Origin of the sequence: Microbacterium sp. NPDC091662, from assembly GCF_044756705.1 — a bacterium.
GTDB lineage: Bacteria > Actinomycetota > Actinomycetes > Actinomycetales > Microbacteriaceae > Microbacterium.
This window is the reverse complement of sequence record NZ_JBIVTM010000002.1, coordinates 297413-316537: the sequence shown is the minus strand read 5'-3', so window position 1 is coordinate 316537 and position 19125 is coordinate 297413. Positions and strand designations below refer to the sequence as shown.

Genomic DNA, 19125 nt, shown 5'->3' with positions numbered 1-19125 from the left:
CCCGTCGAGAGCCTTACCGTCCGGTGGACTCCGACGAGCTGTCGTCAGCTGCTTTCGACCGCTCGACGCCGGGCAGCCGCGATCCCCAAGACCCGGGCGCCGGCGACCGTCAGAATCCCCGACAGCAGAAGAAGGATGAGCGCGGTACCGGCCCCACCCTGGCTGGTCATAGCGGAGCTGATCACGAACGCTGCCATACTGCCGATCACACCGACGAAGAAGACGATCGCCACCAGCCACATCGCCGTGCCCACGCCGACTTCCTTCCCCGGTACCGGCGTGGCAAGCCGAAATCCGCAGCGGGCGAGCAAGAAGGCAGCAGCAGCGACGGCGGCAGCCACCAACCCGACGCCGAGAAGAGCACCATCGGCGGCTGCACCGGCAAGGGAGGCGATAGCCATGATCGAGACGACGACACCCACCACGAGCGAGGTGATCGCGGGAATTCTCGGCCGTGCCTGGGAACGCGGGCTCATCTGTCTTGTGTCACCTTCACTCAGCAGGCCGGTTGCTCCGGTCAGTTCGACCCGCCGCCCTGGCGAGCGACCCGCACGAGACGGAAACCGGCGATCGTCACGACGACTGCCAGCAGCAACACGATGATCGCCACCGCGACCCCGTTCTGACTGGCGACCGCGGAGCTGAGAATGAACGCTCCCATGCTGCCGATCACGCCGATGATCATCGCGAGGAAGGCGAGCAGCATCAGCGGGCCCGAAGCAGGAAGGCGTGCCGAAGCGGATCGAGCGAGCTGGAATCCGTAGCCGGTGAAGAGGAAAGCGATGACGGCGACGACCGCCGCAATCAGCCCGCCGCCGAGCAGAGCACCGTCAGCGGGAGCGTTCGCGAGGGAGATGATCGCCACGACCGCGGCGATCACACCGACGACGAGTGAGACGACCGCGGGGATCCGGGGCCGTGCCACGGGCACAGCTGCACTCATCATGCCGTTGCGATCGACGGCCAGGTGGTGATGCCCGCCGTGGTGGACGTCATCGTCGTCCGCGCCTGACCTGCCGACACGAAGAGGATCGCAACACCGGCACCCGCAGCGACCAGGAAGCCCGCGATGCCGATTCCCACCAGCACGGGCACTGCGGGCAGACCGATGATCGTACCCGTGGCGACGGCGGCACCGGCCAGCGCACCGAGCAGTGTGATGATCGCGACGGCGACCGCACCCCAGAACACCGTGATGGCCACGGCCAGGCCGCTCATGGCGTTGCCGATGTTCTCGGCGTAGTCGGACATGATCGACGTGTTGGCGCGCCGCTGCGGCTCCAGCGACTGCTGATACTGGTCCGCGGCGCGTCCTGCCCACCGATCATCCACAGACAGATTCGCGTCGACGATCGTGTCGTTGATGCGCGACACCTTCCCGCCCATCTTCTTCCATCCATCGGCGGCGCCGTTGAGGACGAAGGGATTGCCGACGTAGCTCAGCTTGTCGGCCAGCCAGTCCCACATCTCCTGGATCTTCTGCATGGTCGTGTCCCACGCGTCCTTCACGCGGTCCGCGATCCAGCTCAGATAGACCGGGATGGTGCGCAGCACTGCGTTGATGAGGCGCACGATCTCGTCGAGCTTCTGCTGAATCTTCTCGAGCAGCTCGAGGACTCGGTCAATGATGGGGTTCATCTGTCTTGTCTCGCCTTCGCTCAGACTGCCGGCTGCCAGATCCGATAGAGCTCGGATTGGGTGATGTCCTCGTACCGCTCGAAATCATCGCGGACGGCGCGCAGCGCGTCGGCACCCTCGCTCGTCCGACTCGCGCCGTCGGAGAGAAGCTGCTGCACGCGCGTGTGCAGCTCCGCATACGTGTCGGCGAGGTCGATCGCCGCGAACGAGAAGGCTCCGCGGTTCACCTCGATCCCCGAGAGGTCGTTCGCGCTCGACTGGAGCGTGTCAGACGCCTCGTCCCAAATCGATGCATCTTTCGTCAGCGCCTCGAAACTGAGTGCGATCTCCGGATCCATGTCATTCCCTCCCCGTGATGAACGCCACGAAGGCGTCAGGATCGTCGATGTAGCGGCCGTACTTCTCGAGCGGGCTTCCGTCCAGCGGACCGGCCTCACGCGCGGACGCGGTCTTGTCGAACGCTTCGCGCAGAGTGTCGTTGAGCTCGCGGGAGATCTGCGCTCCCGATGAGCCTGCGACCCAGTTCGGCGACATCGAGACCGCGACGAGCTGGCCGCCAGCAGCGAGTTCGACGGTGAGGTGGCGCGAGAGCGGTGCGACTTCCTCGGTCTGTCGTCCCCGGCTGAGGGCGCCCGCGAAGGTCTCGTCGAGGTTGGCGGAGACGTCGTCGAGGAACGCGAGCATGTTCTCTAGCGCCTGCTCCACCGCCGGAGTGCTGTCGGGCTGCGCCAGAAGCGCCTCCTGCAGCTTGGCGGCCACCGAGTCCTGCGTCGAAGGAATCGGAGAAGCTCGATGCTCCTTCTCGGAGGCGTCGCCGACGTTGGTCGCCCACGCCTCGATCCTGGCCGCATTGAGCGCCTGGAACGTCGCGACGATCCGGTCTCCGAGCGCCGAAGCCTCGATTCCGTCGCGCCAGCGATCAGCGATGTCGAAGGACAGCAGACCCTGCTCATCGAGTCGAGCCGTGATCAGACCCGACTCGTCTGTGAAGGAATCCGGCAAGGCGCCGTCAGCCGCTTCCGCGTACATCTTCGCTTCGCGGTCGACTTCATCGCGCAGCTCATAGAACCGCTCTGCATCGTCGCTCATGGACGTTCCCCCCTCAAGGCCATTCCCGCCCACCCTACGCGACAGCCGCGCTCCGATGAAGGCTCATCAGCCGAAGATATCCGGCGCCCTTCTCCCGCGCATCTAGCCGAAGACGACGAACCCGTGAGTCCCTTCTTCGATACGTCGGATCCCGCTGGAGCGCTGTCCATCGATCGGATACGGTGAAAAGGACGTCGAAGATGGTGAGTCGCGGGCAAGGCCACCGGGTGGCCGAAGTTCACGACGAGCTGATGCTCCATACGCCGCGGCTGAGAGGAATCGAATGACCGCTGCCCCCGCTTCCACACCTGACGGCGTGCGCCGTTCTGCCCGCGTTCGCGGAGTCGTCGCGATCGTCCTCGCAGTGGTCAGCGCCATCGGAGTGCTGATGACCCTCGATCTGTGGAAGCGGACCCCGGCGGCCGGCATGGTCTCCCTGCCGAGCAACCTCCTCCTCACGGTCACCTTCGCCGTCGCGGCTGTTCGGTCTTTCGTCCTCGCCCGACGCGGTGGTCACACAGAGGGCAGCGCCGCCGCTGATCGGCTCATCGCCCTCGCCGGGTTGATCGTCGTCTTCGCCATGGTCTTCTCCGCGATGACCGCCGCCGGTCTCGACGGGTGGATCGGGCTTCTGCTGTACGCCGTTATCCTCTCCGTCGCGCTGGAGACCCTCCTGATCCTGAACTGGAAAACGCGCTCACTCTCTGGCCCTCTCGACGCACAGCGACCCGTCGGAGAGCGTCGGCTCTGAAACCTCAGGATCGGCGCCGCGAGATGACGCGGAGCCGAGGCCGGTCGGTTCGACTGACCGTCGAGACTCCGACGCCGATGGTCCGGAGAGTCAGTCGCCGGTGGGACGTTGTGCGGGCGAACCGGTGACCGAACCGGCGAACACGAACCCGTCGTGTCCGAACACCGGTCAGCCGAAGACGACGAACCCGAGTGCCACGAGACCGGCGACCGACACGACGCACGCACCGGCAGCGGCGACGAGCGTGAGGAGACTCCAGCGCTGTCCCTGCTTCGCGACGGACGGAAGCTCCGGGTCCTCGACGCGGGTGGGTGCAGCGGCCCCGACCACGACCGGCGGAGCGACGGGGACGAGCGGGGCCGGGCGGGGCTTGTAGATCGCCGGAGCCGGGCCGTCGGTGGGCGCTGCGAACGAATCGACGCGCCGGGCAGCGGTCGTCTCGTGCGACGACGAGGGATCGCTCCCCGCATCGGCGACGCGCTTGCGCCGCAGACGACGGGCCGGTCGGGAGACGACGACCGTGGACTCGTCGGCGGCGTCGGTCTTCGGCACGGCCGAGCGGTCGACGACGACGGTGGCCTCGTCGAGTGGATCCGCCTCGCCCTCCTCCTCGGGCGCTTCGACGTCTTCCGACGGTTCCGGCGCTCCGGAACTGTCCGAACTGTCGGAGCTGTCGGGCGACGCTGCGGGCGCGGGCGCGGCATCCGACACGTCTTCCGGCGCGGTCTTCGCGCGATTCACTACGATCGTGGCCTCGTCCGCGTCCTCGGGCGACTCCGCCTCCGCGGCATCCGAGATCGTGCCGGCACGCCGTCGGTCGCGACGGGTGAGGATGATCGTCTCCTCGGTCTCGTCGTCGCTCATCGTGCCCGCACCGGGATGGTCGTGCCTTCGAGCATCGAATCGGTGAGCGCGGACGCCGCGATCCGACCGCCCGTGCTGTCGTCGGGACGCGTGCGGGCGCCGCCGGAGACGACGTCGATCACGACGACCGAGACGTTGTCGCGACCTCCCGCCTGGAGCGCGCGGCGCACCAGCGCCGTGGCCGCCGTCTCCGGCCGTCCGTTCATCGTCAACGTGGCACGGATCGCCTCGTCGCTGACTTCGCCGCTCAGACCGTCGGAGCACAACAGCAGACGCTCGCCGTCGACGACGGGCAGCAGCCAGCTGTCCGCCGTGCTGTCGGGGGCCCCGATGGCGCGCGTGATCACGTTGCGCTGCGAGAACGACGCGAGGTCCTCTGCCCGGAGCTCACCCGCGTCGACGAGCTCCTGTCCCAGTGAGTGATCGATCGTCAGCTGCACGAGCTCGTTGCCGTGGTGGCGGTAGACACGGGAATCGCCGACGTTGAAGACGAGCCAGTGCGGCGTGCCCTCATGTTCCAGCAGCGCGACGCCCGTGACCGTGCTGCCCGCTCCGCGCTTGTGCTCGGCCGCGATGTCCTCGACGACCGCCGCCGCACGACTCAGCGCATCACGCACGTCATCGATCTCCACCGCCCGCCCCCGCAGCGGCTCGAATGCCGCGACGACGGCCGCGCTCGCTCTGTCACCGGCCTCGTGCCCGCCCATGCCATCGGCCACGACGAAGACCGGCGATGCATCCAGCACCGAGTCCTCATTCGCCGTGCGCTTGAGTCCGGTGTCGGTCAGCGACGCGACGTTGAGGACGACCGAGGAGACCGTCACGAATCGCGCTCCGCGACGACATGCATGCCGACCTCGCCCAGGATGAAGCGCCCCGTGCCGATGACGCTCTCGCCCGGGTCGAGGAGCATCTCCGCGCCGTCATCGGCGACCACCACGACACCGTTCGTGGCGTGCAGGTCTGTGAGGCGCCACTCGTCCTCCTGCACGACGAGACGGGCGTGCGTCTTCGACAGCGTGCGGGTGGTGTCGGAGATCGCCAGACGCTGCTCGCCGGGATCGCCGACCGGGTTGCGCCCGATCACGACGCTCGCGCCCGAGAGGGAGAATCGCCGGCCGTCGTCTAGCACGAGCACGCGTCGTACGCCGCGCTTGCGGGCGACCACGACGGTGGCGTCGAGATCGTCATCCGTCGGACGCGGCGTGACGACCGTCTCGTCGACCTCGGGAGTCAGCCCGCCGGGCGCCGCGACGGGCGAGACGGGGACAGGGGGGACGGCGACAGGGGGGACAACGACAGCGGGTGCCGCCGGGGCAGCCGGGGTGATCGGTGCCGCCGGGGTGATCGGTGCCGCCGGGGCAGCCGGGGGGATCGGTGCCGCCGGGGTGATCGGTGCCGCCGGGGCGATCGGCTGCTCGGGAGCGAGCATCGACGCCACGGGATCGGCGGCGGGCGAGGTGCCGACGGACAGGTCGGGAGCCGGGCGGATCGTCGGTGCCTGGCGTTCAGCATCCTGGATCCCCCCATCCCGGAACGACGGAGGAACCGAGCGCACGACGCGCTGCGGCGAGTCGATGGCGTCTTCGGGAGCAGTCGGCTCGACGGGAGCGACCAACTCGACGGCACCGACCGGCTCGACGGTACCGACCGGCTCGACCTCGGCGGCCGGTGCCGGTCGCGGGATCGGCTCGAACACCGACGTCGACGGATGGGCGGAAGGGACCTCGATGAACAGCGGCGGTGCCGGGGGCTGCGGGGCCTGGACCTCGTGGGCGGCAGCCGGAACTCCGGGAGCGGCAGGCTCAGCCCCGGGAGCAGCAGGCTGCGGGACGCGAGGCTCCGCAGGGACACCACCCATGGCGGCCATGATCCCCGTCGGCGGATGTGCGTCCGCCGACGCAGACGGGAGCGGTGCGGACTCCGGCGGCCCGATCGGGGCGACCTGCTCGAAAGCAACTGGCGGCTGCGGAGCCGGCGGCTGCGGTGCCGGCGGCTGCGGAGCCGGCGGCTGCACGGGCGGCGGCGCGAACGACCGCACAGGAGCATCTGCGGCCGGCGGCTGCGCCGCGGTCTGCTGCAGCGGCTGCGGCGGCGCCCCCCAGGCGGACGGCGCCGGCGTGGGCGCAGGCGCGGGCTGGCCGGTCGGTACCACCGCTGCGGCTTCCGCCCCGACCGGTCGGGGCGGTGGTGCGTAATCGGGGAAGACGAGCGCCGGTGCATCCGCCGAGCCGTTGCCGGATGGCGCCAGGGAGGGGATCGTGTAGCCCGAGGCATCCCGAGCGGGCGCGGCGGCCGGAGGTGTGCTGCGACGCGGACCGGGCTGAAGGGCCGCCAGACGGTCGCCCTCGGGATACGGCGCCGCTCCCCAGGCGAGCACGGTCGCCCACACCGGCGGCAGCAGGATGGCGAGCACGGTCATGCCGGCACCGCGGCCGAAGCGCTTGTTGATGCGGTGGGTGGCGACGATCTTCAGGTAGAGACCGTAGAGCTGCACCAGGGGGATGAAGTAGAACACCACCGACCACGCGGGGATGCCGCCTCGTGCCAGGATCTCGGCCTCGTTGAGAACGGGCACCCACCCCTTCCACCCCTCGCCGTCGATGCGCGGGAACAGGCGTGACAGGGCGAACGCGTACCAGACGTACACGGCGATGCCGATGAGCAGTCCGAGACCGCCGAGGATGACGAGCACCGTGGCGAGGCCGCTGTCTGCGGGCGCGGTCATGAGTCCCCCTTCTTCCGGTCGCCGTGCGAACCGGTCAGTCCGAGCGTACCGAGCACGGGCCCGGCACCGAAGAAGCGGGCCCCGCCGACGGGTCTCGCCCTCACGATGAACGATGTCGGTCGCACGCGCATGATCAGTCGGTGCCACCACTTTCCGGTGTGCGCGAGTTCCGTCCGTTCGGCATCGACGATCTTCCACGCTGCGGTCGCGTCGTCATCCGTGGGCGGATGCTCGGCGAAGACGGCGCGATCGACGAGCACGGCCAGTCGCTCGGCGGCCTGCCGGTCGGTCGACTGCGCACGCTGGGTGCGAGTACCCCGCGGGTCCATGTCCACCCCGTGATCGGCATACACGTCGGCGAGCTCCTCCCAAGCACCGGCGAGGCGCACCTCCGGGTCCGCGGCCGTGCGACGCACGCGGGCACGCTGTCGCTTCGCGAGCAGGAGCACCAGGAACGGAAGGGCGAGCAGCACCAGTGCGAGGAGGCTGAGGCCGATGCCGGAGAGGATCGGCAGCAGGATCGCCAGCACCTCGGACTGCGGCTCCTCGAGCGGTGGCGCGTCGTTGTTCGAGTCGCTCTGCGCCTGCGGAGGATCGAGAGCCTCGGAGCGCGGCTGCTCGGGTACGGTCGGGTGCTCGGGAAGCTGCTCGCCTTCGGTGATGGAGCTCGGCAGCATCGCGTACTGGGGCGTCGTGTCGACGGCAGTCCACTCGCCGCCCGAACTGCGCACTTCGACCCAGGCGGTCATGTTGGCCCCGGTGCACACCTCCGCGCAGGAAGGAATCCCCGGAACCTCTTCCGCGGAGCCGAGTCGCGCGCCGAGCACGACGCGCGACTCGAGGCCCCAGTGCCCGGCGAGGAGCGCGGCCGCCACGGAGAACTGCTCGTCGTCTCCGACAGCCGACACGAGCAGCTCGGGCGCGGCATCCGCTCCCGCCCTCCGCTCCTGCTCGATCAGATCGGTGAACAGCTCCTCGATGCGGGCGGCCGAATGTCCGGCGTAGCTCGGAGCGAAGGCATAACCCTCCGCTTCCTTGAGCGACGCGATCCAGCCCGCAGCAGCATCGTCGTCGAGCAGCGCGTGGCTGAGATATCCGCGGTCGCGGAGGCGATCGATGAGCTCGAGGTATCCGGCTCCGGTACGGGGTTGCTCCTGCATCTCTGCCCACTCGACGAGCGCCGGATAGAGATCCGTATCGAGGTTCGATGCCCCACCCTGGAGCGCGGTCACGTCGGCCGGCTTCCCCGGAGCATCGAGGAGCACCGTGTAACGATCGCCCGGCACGAGCCCCTCCCCGCCGTCGGGCGCTTCGGCCACCGTGATCGCCGTATCGCCGCCGGCGTTCACATGGAACCCGTCGGCGAGCTCATCGGCGCGGGCGCCGGAGAAGTCGGGCGCCTCGGCGAGACCGGCAGGCGATGGGACCCAGATGCCTCGGTACGCCTCGCCGATCGTCACACCGAGCGTCACGCGGCCCGTCGCGGGGAGCGCGGTGCGGGGCAGACGGCTGAAGCGATCGTCCGCCGCGATGTGGAAGTCCTCGCCGTCGTAGGAATCGAGGGTGACCAGACGGATGCGGTCGAGGGCACCGGTGTCGCCCTCGACCTGCAGAACGGTCTCATCGAGCGTGTCACCGGCGAACCAGGAACGGTAGGAGCTGAGCGGACTGGGCTGCTGCTGCACGACGATCATGGGCTCGATCTCATCGCGGAGCACGGAGCGGTCGGACCAGCCTGCCGCTGCCGGGGCGATCGCGAAGCCGGCGATGAGCGCGACCACGGCGAGTGCGGCGGAGAGCAGGTGGCGACGCACGGTCAGCCACGCCGGAGTCGCGCGGCGCGAGATGTTCGCCGCAGCCACGGCACGCAGGGCTTCCGCGCGCTGCAGCCGCGCGCGACCGACGAGCCAGACCACGGAGGACACGAAGAGCGCGACACCGATCAGCCATTCGCGCGGGGCGGGAAGACTCACCCCCATCACGGTGACCGCCGAAGAGGTGCCGCTGATGCCGAAGGCGATGCCGAAGATGCTCATCGCCGCCACGACGGGCACGGCGATCGTGGCGAGTCGCCCGGACTCGAGCACGAGGAGGGCGGCGAGGAATGAGCCGAACAGCATCACGACAAGGAAGGGGATGAGGACGGCCTGGTACTCGCCCAACGGCGGATTCAGCGTCAGCATCTGCTTCCAGCCGACGACCACTCCGAGCACGGCGTCGCGGAGACCGCCGAGGAACGCGGGGACGGAGGAGAGCGCCGACGGGATGGCGAGGGGCACCGAGACCACCAGATATACGCCGACCGCGACGAGCACGGCGATGAGCGTGCCCCAGCGCAGAGCACGGGCCGCCACGGCGACGCCGATGCCGAGGATGCCGCCGACGAAACCGACCACCAGCGCGCGGGGCGATTCGTACACGGGCCAGGCAGCGGCGGTCGCGAGCAGCACGCCGACCACCACGTATCCCAGCGACCAGAGCGTCAGCGCCGACGGGACGACGCTGCGGCGCGACCGTGCGATACCGCGCTTCTGTCCCGCAGCATTCATCGGAGAGCTCCCCGTGCGAGCATCTGCGGAAGGTCACCGAGTGCACCCAGCGTCATCACCGCGAGCTCTCGCGCCGTGCGCATCGTCGGCTGCTCGCCGAGTTCGCTGCGCACCGCCACGGCTTCGACAGCCGCCGGGAGCTTCACCGCGGCATGACGGAGCCTTTCGAGCGGCATCCGCGAGCCGGTCAGCAGGAAGCCGATCGACAGGTCAGGATACGACTGCGCGGTGAGGGCGGCGACGGCTTCGAGCCGCATGACGCGATCCGCCGGATCGATCGTCGAGGTGGCGTCGAGCAGAGCCTTGGGCGTCACGGTCGGCAGGGTGCGGATCGAGAGCACCTCGGAGCGGCTCTGCTCCGGGATCTCGTTGCTCACGGAGAACAGCACATCGCGACCGTCGCGCACGCCCTGCAGCGCGAGGGAGGCCGCAGCACTGACGGTGTTCTCGAACTCGTCGTCGCTCTCGTAGGACTCGGCGTCGAGGTCGAGGATGATGGCGATGCGCGCGTGCCGCGATTCCTCGTACTGGCGCACCATGAGCTTGCCGGTCTTGGCGGTGGACTTCCAGTGCACGTGCCGCTGGGAGTCGCCGACGACGTACTCGCGCACCGCGTGGAAGGAGAGGTCGGCATCGACGAGCGTCGTGCTCGGCGTGCCTTCGAGGTCGCGGATCAGTCCGGCGCTGGTGCTCGGGAGGCGCACGGTCACCGGATGCACGTGGATGCGCTGCACGTCGGGCCAGCGCAGCTCGCGGCGGAGGATGCCGATCGGGTCGCCCCGGGTGATCGTCATGGGCCCTACGTCGATGACGCCGCGGCGGTGCGCGGCGATCGTGAGCTGTTCGCGGTGGTGGGCACCCGGACGCAGCAGCGGGACGTGCGCCTCGACGAGCCCCTCCCCCACCGGCACGTCGACGATCCCGGGCAGCGAGAGGCGGACTCCGTTGTTGCGCACATCGAGGGTGGCGCCGATCTCCGCTCCTGCGACGACGCGATCGCGATCGAGGGCGAGGTCGATCCGGTAGTCGTGGGCGCCCAGGATGAAGGGGATGCAGGCGAGCAGCAGCACCAGGGCGATCGCTGCCACGGCCCAGGCCTCGACCCACCCGAAGAGCAGCCCTGCCACGACGCCGAGCACCAGGGCGACAGCCACCAGCATCCCCGCCGCGGTGACCGTCTCGCGCACCCACGCCACGGCCGCTCCGACCGCGCGTCCGGTGTTGCGGGCCGCACGGCGCACACCGAACACCGCTCCGCGCACGGGGCCGCGACGTGTCGTGTCGTACCGTGTGACGGTGCTCGTGCGCGTCGACGTGCTCGTGCGTGCCGCGGTGCGGGTGACGCGGGATTCGGAGCTGGTGCTCACGCAGTGCCGTTCTCGCGCGGCGGCTCGACGTCGAGAAGGATCTGTCCGATCACGGCCACGGCCGTCACCCCGTCGAACTCGGCCTCGGGCTCGAGCACGAGACGGTGAGCGAGCGCCACTACGGCGAGCTCGCGCACGTCGTCCGGCGTCGCGAATGTACGACCGTTCTTGGCGGCCCACGTCATGACCAGGCGGGAGAGCGCGAGCGCGCCACGGACACTGGCGCCGAGACGCACCTCGGACGCGCGACGGGTCGCATCGACGATGCGCATGATGTAGTCGGAGACGAGCGGGTTGACGTACACGCCGCGCGACATCTCCCCCATCGTCAGGATGGTGTCGGTGCCGACGATGCCGTCCAGCACCTGCTTCTGCCGCCCCGCACCCTGCAGGATGCGCATGGTCGCGGCCTCGTCGGGGTAGCCGATCGACGTCTTGATCATGAAACGGTCGAGCTGCGCCTCGGGCAGGCGGTAGGTGCCGCCCTGTTCGATCGGGTTCTGCGTCGCCATCACGAGGAACGGCGCGCCGACGGGTCGGGTCACGCCGTCGACGGTGACGGTGCCCTCTTCCATGACCTCGAGCAGCGCGGACTGGGTCTTCGGACTCGCGCGGTTGATCTCGTCAGCGAGCACGATGTTCGCGAACACGGGACCCGCGTGGAACTCGAAGGCGCCTTCCTTCTGGTCGTAGACGGTGATGCCCGTCACGTCGCCGGGGAGGAGGTCGGGGGTGAACTGGATACGGGTGCTCGTGCCGTTTATCGTCTGCCCGACCGCGCGCGCGAGCGCCGTCTTACCGGTGCCGGGGAAGTCCTCCAGGAGCACGTGTCCCCCGCTGACGGCGGCGGCGAGCACCAGCTCGACCACATGCCGCTTGCCGAGGATCGCCTGCTCGATGTTGCCGGTGAGGATCGAGAACGTCTCCGCGAACCAGGTCGCCTGTTCGGGAGCGATGGTCACAGGTGCGGCTGAGGTGGCTGGCATAAGGCAAGAGTATTCGTCATGGGCGCGCTCGATGTGCGACCCGCATCAGGGACACACACCCGTGACGCGGTGGGTGATCGGGGACAGGGTGGCAAATGCGCCGGTCCAGGTGACCTTCACGTCGAAGGCACCGGGGGTGTCGACCACGGGAGTCGACACGAGAGTGTACGAGCCTCGGGCGGCACCCGACACCGTCACGACATCTGCCTCGCGCGGCGGCATGCAGGCTCGGAACACCGCGTTGACCACCGTGGGAGCCGTCGTCGCGGTGATGTTCACGGGGTCGGAACACGATCCGCTCTGCGTAGCGTGGCATGCGCGCGCCCGCACCTGGCCCGGCGACGAGTCGGGGTTCACGCTGAAGTCGGGACGCCAGTCGCCGTACATGTAGTACTGCGGGACGAATCCGTCCTCGACGTCGATGCGTGGAGCCGACGAAAGCCGGTACTCGTATCGGTCGCCGTCGCGCACGGGCGTTGTCGCCACCGTGTAGGTGGTGTCACCGCCGGGCCCGTTGACGAACTTGAACGTGAACTCCGACGTGGTCGACGACTCCGCGACGCCGTACCCGTTCGAGGCGCAGGCCTTGACGTAATAGACCTGGTACTGCTGGAGACCCTGCATGGAAGGCGAGGAGGACTGCACCTCCGCACCGGATACTGAGAGGCGGCCGTTCCCGTCGGCGCTGCAGCTCGCGTTGCCCGAGCGCCACGCCAGATAGACGACGTCGAGCCCCAAGGCACTCCCGTTGGCCTGTGCGGCGATGCCGGAGACGTTCACCGAGGTGTTCGAGACGGCTTCCGCCTGCGTCGAGCCGGGTTCGAAGTAGACGGTTCCGGCGGCCGTCACCGACGTGCGGAAGCCCCCACCCTCGTTTCCGCCGCCGGTGGGCGGCTGGAACTGGCTGATGGGGACGATCGTGATCGTCTGCGCACCGGGGGTCAGCACGATGTCCGCGGACGTCGTCGCGCCGGTCCGGTTGATGACCTGCCCCGTCTCCTCGACCCGGAAGGACAGCGCGTCGTCGGTGGCGTCGATCGACAAGGCGACGGCCGCACGTCCGCGGTCCGACGTGCCGGGGCGATACACCGGCGACGCCGTCGCGTTCGAGACCACCGGGGCCGCGTAGGCCCAGCTGGTGTGCGGCGATGTGGACGCCGAGGTGCCCACAGCATTGACGGCCGCTGCGGTGAACGCGTGGGGTGCGCCGTTGACCAGGCCGTTCACCGTGCAGCGGTACACGCCGCCGGCAGGGCTGCAGGAGGCGTTCGCGGGGGATCCATCCTGCAGGATCGTCACACCCGAGACGGCGGGATGCGCCCTGCCCGCCTCGCCGAGCGGAACCTCGAGCACGACGGTCGTGCGCGTGAACCCGACGGTCGTGACGCTCGCCGGCGCCTGCGGGAATCCCTGAAGGTCGAGGGTGAGGGTGCCCGCGCCCGTGCGGCCCTGCGCATCCGACACGACGAAGGGAATGACGCACTGGCCTCCCGGTGCCTGCCCGCCGCCCGGCCAGCTCGCGGTGATCGCCGTGCTGCCCGACGCCGAGATCGAGGCCACGTCGCAGCGCGCGCCTGCTCCGAGCGACACCAGCCGCAGACCCGACCCCGGCTTGCCGGCGAAGGGGTCGTACTCGCCCGCGACACCGACGACGTCGATCGAACAGCTCGCACTCGTGACGATGCATTGCTTCGTGAAGGTCGCTCCGCGGGGTGCGTCTGGCGGCGCCGCCCCCACGACCAGGCGCACGGATGCCGACGGCTGGCCGTACTGCGCCACCGTGACGCTGATGTTCTCGGCGTTGCCCGGCCGCGCATCGGCCCGGGCCTCGACGGTCAGCTTCGACCCGTTCTGGGTGACGATGAAGGCGGAACCGGAGAACACGATCCGATACTCGAGCGACCCGACGTTGCCCTCGCGCCCGCCCTCCCACGCAGCCATGTTGGCGTAGAGGTCGATGCTCTCGGTCGCGCCGGGAGCGATCGTGTGCGCGATCGAGGAGAGCAGCAGCTGCGGCTCGGCGGGGCGGATGCTGACGGGCACGTCGATGTACGACCAGCGCTCCTGGCCCTTGAGCCGCACGGGTACAAGGCAGGTGTCCGACCACGGCGCCTCGCGCCCGGCGCGGTACACGCCACCGTTCGAGCCCTCCGCCGCGCAGGACGCCGCGGCGCGCTGCGCGGTGAACTGCCCCGCCCCGACCTCCACAGCATCCGAAGACGAGAGGTCGACGTACTCGCTCACGCGGAAAGAGGCGGACGCGTCTTCGTCGACCACCACCGGGGTGGCTCCCGGCTTGAGCTGCACCTGCATGTCGTCGAACGCGGGAATGCGGAGGAACCCGTAGGCGATGATGTCGCGTCCTCCCGTCTTCCCGGTGAGCTGGAACGGCACCAGCGCGCCGTCTTCGGGGGCCGTTCCCACGATGCGGTTGCCCTGCACCGTGTAGCCGGGCTGCGTGCCCCACAGGCTCAGCTTGAGCGACGAGGCGTCGCCCGAGGGCCAACTCACACGGTCGGTGACGACGTCGATGCCCCGATCGGCGAGATCGTCGCGATCCCGTGCGGTGAGCACGGTGTCGGCCACACTCGGCTGATCCGTGACGGAACCATCGGTCACCGTGACCACGATGAGGCCCTGGGCCGTGCTCCCGGTCCGCTTCGACTTCACGGTGTAGAAGTACGAGTTCGTGCCGGCCGTGTCCCCGGCGCGCAGCACCACGCGGCCGTCCTTGAGAGAGGTGTCGGAATCGATCAGCGCGTTCAGCCGCTCATACAGCGGATTCCCCTTGACCGGCGGCGCGTTGGGCACCAGCGCGGTGATCTCGAGCTCGCTCTGTGCTGGGTCGAGATCGTTCGAGCGCGGATCCAGCACGATGGGGGTCCGAGAACCCGCCTCGACACGGACGTAGTCGCTGAACGTCACCGGCGCGGCATCGTCGACATCCGCATCGAGTACGCCGATCCGGACGACACCGGTCCCCTCTTCGCCCTGCGGGTCGCGCACGGTGTAGCGGAACGAGACCTGACCTCCCGATACGCCCGCGGCAGGAGCCCGATAGACGATGGCTTCGCCACTCGCCGAGATCGTCGCGGTTCCTGCGCCCTTCTCCGGCTGTTCGATTCCGGCGAGCACCACCCGGTCGCCGTCGCTGTCCATCCCCGTCGCCGGTACCCGGAGCGACACGGTCTGCCCGCTCAGGACGCGGCCGGTGAGAGTCGTCGGCGTGGGAGCACGGTTGGTGCCGGGCGGAAGCACGGTGACCGTCACGATGCCGTTGTCGGACAGCGACGGGTTGCGTTCGAGCGAGACCGAGTATGTGAGCCGGTAGGTGCCCGGGGTCGTCGGTGCCAGATAGCGCAGAGCGTTGCGGTCGGCGAAGACGAGCTCGTCCGGCTCGCCCGAACCCGTCACCTCCGGGAGCACGACGAGCGGCTCGCCGCGGGGAGCGACATCGTTCGCCGTGACGTTGATGCGGGTGAGCGAACCCGCACGTACCGTCACCGCATCGGGGAACACGATCGGCCGCGTGACACTCGACGGCGGGGCCAGGAAGACCGTGACCGCGCCCTCCACAGCCGCACCCGAGCCGTCTGCGACGGTCACGGTGGCCTTGCCGATGACACCCGGATCCCCGCTCTCGGTCGTCCCGTTGACCCGGATGCTCTCGTTGCCGACGACGCGCACGTTGAGTTGCGGAGTCGAGCTCTCGGCGCCCGACAGCATCAGGACCCGCCCGCTGGTGTTCTGCACGGCTCCGAGGATGTCGACCGTCGTGTCCTCGCCCTCACGCACGAACGCGGTGAGCGGCGCCATCGCGAGTCCGGACGACCCGTCGACCGCGGTGATGCGGATGACCGCCGACTGCTCCGCCTGTGTCGACACATCCTGCGCGGTGTAGGTCACCACGTACTGACCGGGTTCGGCCACCGTCAGCTCGACCGTGCCGGCAGCGGCGTTCGGGGTCACCTCCAGACCCTGTGCCGTTGCGGCCGTCTGCACGGCATCGACGAGGCGATACGAGCCCGACCCTCCGGAGAGGTGATCCGAGATCCGGATGGACTGACGTTCCCCGACGCGAGCGGTCAGCGCGACCGGCGAAGCCAGGAGCGCCGGGCTTCCGGTGACCTGGACGTCGAGGGTCTTCTCCGCGGTCGCGCCGTGCACATCCTGAACGACGACGGTCACCGAGATCACCGCATCCGCGGCGTTCGGGTCGGTGTGCCGGATGGCGACGCGACCGTCGGCCATCGGCACCACCATCACCGGCGCGGAGGCGTCGGTCTCGTAGGCATCGCTGAGGACGAAGGCGTCTCCTTCGGGATCGACCCACCCGGAGAGCGCGGAGACCACGGTGCTTCCACCCGCAAGGAGCTGCGGCGACGGCCATTCCTGCTTGCAGGCATCGACCCCGCACCACACCGGCGCGGAGTTCACCCCGGGGTCGACGACCGTCAGCGTCACGGTCGCCGGCGGCGAGACCGCGGCGCCGTCGGTCACGGCGTAGGTGAAGCTGGTCTGCCCCGACCCGGCCTTCACGTTCACGACCAGCGACTGCCCGTTGGCGACGAGGGTCAGTTCCCCGAAAGCGGGGTCCGCAAGCCCGCCCGACACCGAATCGGGATCGATCGTCAGGACGTCCTTCTTGTTCGGATCGTGGTCGTTCAACAGCACGGGGAGAATGACCTGCTCCCCGGCACGCACGCCGAACGCGTCGTCGACCGCGACGGGCGGGAGCTGCTCCGCCACATCTTCGACGATGATGGTGCCCTCCTGCTGCTCCGTCTCGTCTTCGATCTTCCACTGCTCGAGAGGGATGAGCACGCCGTCCGGTGCGTTCCAGATGAGGCCGGTCCCCGTCTCGCTGAGAACCGCGCGATCGCCGTTCTCCTGGAACACGGGTTCGATCGCGGCGGAGTCGAGCGTCTCGTCCGGAACGCGCAGCGGTACCGTCTCGCCGTCGGTCCACAGGGTGCCGCCGCCCGTGTCGAGCCACGCCGCGTACGTCTTTCCGCGGACAGTGACCGGCGCGGCCGGGACGCCCGTCGCCTCGGCCACCCGTTCGGACTCGCCCGAAGCGAGCTCCGCCGAGACGAGACCGTCGGAGTCTGCGACCATCACCACGTCGCCCGCTGCGGCACCGCCTTGCAGCCGCGCGTCCTCCGCCACATCGAGCTCGACCGGCTGGTCCCGCCCGGAGAGCCACAGTTCGCCGGAGCCGGAGCGCAGCATGGCCCAGCGGTCGCCGATGACGGTGAGCGCCAGCCCGTCCCCGGCCTCGGGCGCTTCGGGCACGGACGTCGAGTCGCCGAGGAACCGATGCTCGTCGATGTCGAAGCGCCGCACGGCCTCCTCATCCGCGGAGTACAGCACCAGCAGACCTTCGGGCGACAGGCCGATCGCATCCGCGGTGTAGGTCGGCGGGTCTTCTCCTTCTTCGACCTCGACCTCCGCGAACGGATCGACGGGGGCTGTGCCCGCCCCCGGCTCGAGCGTGGACACGGACACCTGCCCGGTGTCGGTGCGGTACGCCACGTACGGCCCGGCGGAGAGAATCTCCCTGGTGCCGGCGGGAGTCGGCTGTGAAGCGAGCGGAGTCCCCGCTTCGGAGGAGTCGGAGAGCAGATCGGTGGGGCTGGCCGCGTCGACGTCCCACCGCTGTCTGTTGCCCTGCGCGTAGAGCACCGCGGTCGAGCCGTTCTGCCAGACCGCTTCAGGGTCATCGACGTTGCGGACCGTGTCGATCTCGGCGAGCTCGGTGTTCACACGTGCATACTGACCGCTGTCGCGCATGACCCACACCGAGGATTCGAGTCGCGGAACCTCCTGCGACTGATAGCCCTGCGCCGTCACGGCGAGGGTGACCACCACTCCGAGTGTGGCGAGTGCCGAGATCGCCGCGATCAGCCGGCCGCGCGGACGCGGCTTCGCCTCCGCCCGATCGCGGCCGCCGATCGCCATCAGAGAACCCCCGTGAGGAAGAGGACGGCGGTGCCCGCGCCCGCGATGACGGCTGCTCCGACGAGTGCGCCGATGACCCCGATCAGCAGCGGCGAGCGCGCTCCGCGCCGTGCGGTCGAGGGAAGATCGTCACGTTCGCGCTGTGCGGCCTGCGGGCGAGCGGCGCGCACCGCTCGCCGTGAATCCGGGGCGACCGTCGTGATGACGGGTCCGCGGACGCTGGAATCCGAGAAGCTCACCGGAGCTGCGGCTGCCCATTCCGCGGATGCCGCCTCGAACGCGGTCGGCGAGATCCCGAGTTCATACTGCGCCCAGCGCAGGCGCTCGGCGAACTCCGCCATGCTGGCCGGCCGCTTGGCGGGATCCCGGTGCATGGCGACCGCGAAGATCTCATCGATGATCGGGGGGATCCCCTCGACCGGCACGGCGGTGTAGCGGGCCTTGATGATCCGCTCGGTGAGCTGATCGCGGGAGTTCGAGCCGCGATCGGGTCGCTCGAAGGGGCTGCGGCCGGCGAGCAGGGTGTACAGCGTCGCCCCGAGGCTCCAGATCTCACTCGGCACCGATCCCGACACGCGCTCCTGCAACACCTCGGGCGAGCTCCACGGCACGGACATCGCGATGGTCTCGCCGTCGCCTTCGTCGAGGACGGCGGCGGCGATCCCGAAGTCGGCGAGCACCGGGGCGCCGAGCGAGTTGACGAGCACGTTCGACGGCTTGATGTCGCGGTGGAGCAGGCCTGCACGGTGCACGGTCTCGAGCGCACCGGCCATGCGCACACCGATGTCGAGAACCTCCGCCAGAGGAAGCCGCGCCTTCTTGTAGCGCGCACTCATCGTGTCGGGGCAGTACTCCATCGCGAAGTAGGGGCGGCCGTCTGCCGAGATCGATGCCTGGTAGATCGTGACGATCGAGGGGTGCGCGCTCAGCCGGGCGGAGATGTCGGCCTCGACGTTGAAGGTGCGCAGCACCTCGGGGTTCACGGCATCCGCCAGCAGCACCTTGACGGCGGCCACCCGACGCGGCATGTCCTGTTCATAGAGGAACACGTCGGCGAAGCCACCGGAACCGAGCGGGCGCACATAGCTGTAACCGGCCAGCGTCGGCGGTGTCGCTGCCATGCGCGTTGCCACGAATGCTCCTCACGGTCGGTGGGGAGACCGTGCCCTGCATTCCTCCGACACACGGCGCC

At 69.5% G+C, this 19125-nt stretch carries 14 protein-coding genes; 1 reads left to right on the top strand and 13 read right to left on the bottom strand.

All coding sequences use genetic code 11. From position 1 onward, the window contains the following. Positions 1 to 44: 44 nt before the first annotated feature. The 5 genes from ACIQLD_RS14780 to ACIQLD_RS14760 are packed head-to-tail and all read right to left on the bottom strand — an operon-like array spanning position 45 to position 2727. Positions 45 to 476, bottom strand: coding sequence for a hypothetical protein (locus tag ACIQLD_RS14780; RefSeq protein ID WP_402609102.1), 432 nt, complete (start codon positions 474 to 476; stop codon positions 45 to 47). Positions 477 to 517: 41 nt separating this feature from the next. Next, the gene (locus tag ACIQLD_RS14775; RefSeq protein WP_402609100.1) at positions 518 to 925 is read right to left on the bottom strand and encodes a hypothetical protein; all 408 of its coding nucleotides are present in this window, start codon (positions 923 to 925) and stop codon (positions 518 to 520) included. A 17-nt stretch (positions 926 to 942) separates the two neighbouring features. After that, positions 943 to 1638, bottom strand: coding sequence for a hypothetical protein (locus tag ACIQLD_RS14770; RefSeq protein WP_402609098.1), 696 nt, complete (start codon positions 1636 to 1638; stop codon positions 943 to 945). A gap of 20 nt (positions 1639 to 1658) precedes the next feature. After that, positions 1659 to 1976, bottom strand: a complete 318-nt coding sequence (locus ACIQLD_RS14765) for a hypothetical protein (protein ID WP_402609096.1) — start codon at positions 1974 to 1976, stop codon at positions 1659 to 1661. Position 1977: 1 nt separating this feature from the next. Beyond that, positions 1978 to 2727 (bottom strand): hypothetical protein, encoded by a 750-nt coding sequence (locus tag ACIQLD_RS14760; RefSeq protein WP_402609094.1) that lies wholly within the window; start codon positions 2725 to 2727, stop codon positions 1978 to 1980. 283 nt (positions 2728 to 3010) lie between these two features. Here ACIQLD_RS14760 and ACIQLD_RS14755 point away from each other — a divergent pair, with 283 nt between their 5' ends. Next, complete coding sequence (locus tag ACIQLD_RS14755) at positions 3011 to 3478, top strand: hypothetical protein (protein WP_402609093.1); 468 nt, start codon at positions 3011 to 3013, stop codon at positions 3476 to 3478. Between the two features lie 168 nt (positions 3479 to 3646). Here the strand turns inward: ACIQLD_RS14755 and ACIQLD_RS14750 are convergent, their stop codons facing one another. The 8 genes from ACIQLD_RS14750 to ACIQLD_RS14715 form a co-directional block, all read right to left on the bottom strand. Next, positions 3647 to 4342, bottom strand: a complete 696-nt coding sequence (locus ACIQLD_RS14750; protein ID WP_402609091.1) for a hypothetical protein — start codon at positions 4340 to 4342, stop codon at positions 3647 to 3649. Continuing rightward, positions 4339 to 5166 carry a PP2C family protein-serine/threonine phosphatase gene (locus ACIQLD_RS14745; protein ID WP_402609089.1) on the bottom strand — a complete coding sequence of 276 codons (828 nt, stop codon included), beginning with the start codon at positions 5164 to 5166 and terminating at the stop codon, positions 4339 to 4341. Before ACIQLD_RS14745 ends, ACIQLD_RS14750 begins: the two co-directional genes overlap by 4 nt. Continuing rightward, positions 5163 to 7070, bottom strand: a complete 1908-nt coding sequence (locus ACIQLD_RS14740) for a DUF5684 domain-containing protein (protein WP_402609087.1) — start codon at positions 7068 to 7070, stop codon at positions 5163 to 5165. The genes ACIQLD_RS14745 and ACIQLD_RS14740 overlap by 4 nt, the downstream gene beginning before the upstream one ends. Further along, positions 7067 to 9619 carry a transglutaminase domain-containing protein gene (locus ACIQLD_RS14735; protein ID WP_402609085.1) on the bottom strand — a complete coding sequence of 851 codons (2553 nt, stop codon included), beginning with the start codon at positions 9617 to 9619 and terminating at the stop codon, positions 7067 to 7069. The genes ACIQLD_RS14740 and ACIQLD_RS14735 overlap by 4 nt, the downstream gene beginning before the upstream one ends. Next, the gene (locus ACIQLD_RS14730; protein WP_402609083.1) at positions 9616 to 10986 is read right to left on the bottom strand and encodes a DUF58 domain-containing protein; all 1371 of its coding nucleotides are present in this window, start codon (positions 10984 to 10986) and stop codon (positions 9616 to 9618) included. Before ACIQLD_RS14730 ends, ACIQLD_RS14735 begins: the two co-directional genes overlap by 4 nt. Next, a complete protein-coding gene (locus ACIQLD_RS14725) occupies positions 10983 to 11948 on the bottom strand; it encodes an AAA family ATPase (RefSeq protein WP_402610278.1) in 966 nt (321 codons plus the stop codon). Before ACIQLD_RS14725 ends, ACIQLD_RS14730 begins: the two co-directional genes overlap by 4 nt. Positions 11949 to 12017: 69 nt before the next feature. Next, on the bottom strand, positions 12018 to 17933 hold the full coding sequence (locus ACIQLD_RS14720; RefSeq protein ID WP_402609081.1) for an Ig-like domain-containing protein: 5916 nt from the start codon (positions 17931 to 17933) through the stop codon (positions 12018 to 12020). Next, entirely contained in the window at positions 17933 to 19066 is a 1134-nt protein-coding gene (locus ACIQLD_RS14715; protein WP_402609079.1) for a serine/threonine-protein kinase, read from the bottom strand. The genes ACIQLD_RS14720 and ACIQLD_RS14715 overlap by 1 nt, the downstream gene beginning before the upstream one ends. Positions 19067 to 19125: the final 59 nt, after the last annotated feature.

Excerpts from the sequence above, each read along its gene's own strand:
- ACIQLD_RS14735 (WP_402609085.1), bottom strand. The coding sequence starts at position 9,619 with ATGAATGCTGCGGGACAGAAGCGCGGTATCGCACGGTCGCGCCGCAGC.
- ACIQLD_RS14720 (WP_402609081.1), bottom strand. The coding sequence starts at position 17,933 with ATGGCGATCGGCGGCCGCGATCGGGCGGAGGCGAAGCCGCGTCCGCGC.
- ACIQLD_RS14750 (WP_402609091.1), bottom strand. The coding sequence starts at position 4,342 with ATGAGCGACGACGAGACCGAGGAGACGATCATCCTCACCCGTCGCGAC.
- ACIQLD_RS14740 (WP_402609087.1), bottom strand. The coding sequence starts at position 7,070 with ATGACCGCGCCCGCAGACAGCGGCCTCGCCACGGTGCTCGTCATCCTC.
- ACIQLD_RS14765 (WP_402609096.1), bottom strand. The coding sequence starts at position 1,976 with ATGGATCCGGAGATCGCACTCAGTTTCGAGGCGCTGACGAAAGATGCA.
- ACIQLD_RS14760 (WP_402609094.1), bottom strand. The coding sequence starts at position 2,727 with ATGAGCGACGATGCAGAGCGGTTCTATGAGCTGCGCGATGAAGTCGAC.
- ACIQLD_RS14780 (WP_402609102.1), bottom strand. The coding sequence starts at position 476 with ATGAGCCCGCGTTCCCAGGCACGGCCGAGAATTCCCGCGATCACCTCG.
- ACIQLD_RS14770 (WP_402609098.1), bottom strand. The coding sequence starts at position 1,638 with ATGAACCCCATCATTGACCGAGTCCTCGAGCTGCTCGAGAAGATTCAG.
- ACIQLD_RS14755 (WP_402609093.1), top strand. The coding sequence starts at position 3,011 with ATGACCGCTGCCCCCGCTTCCACACCTGACGGCGTGCGCCGTTCTGCC.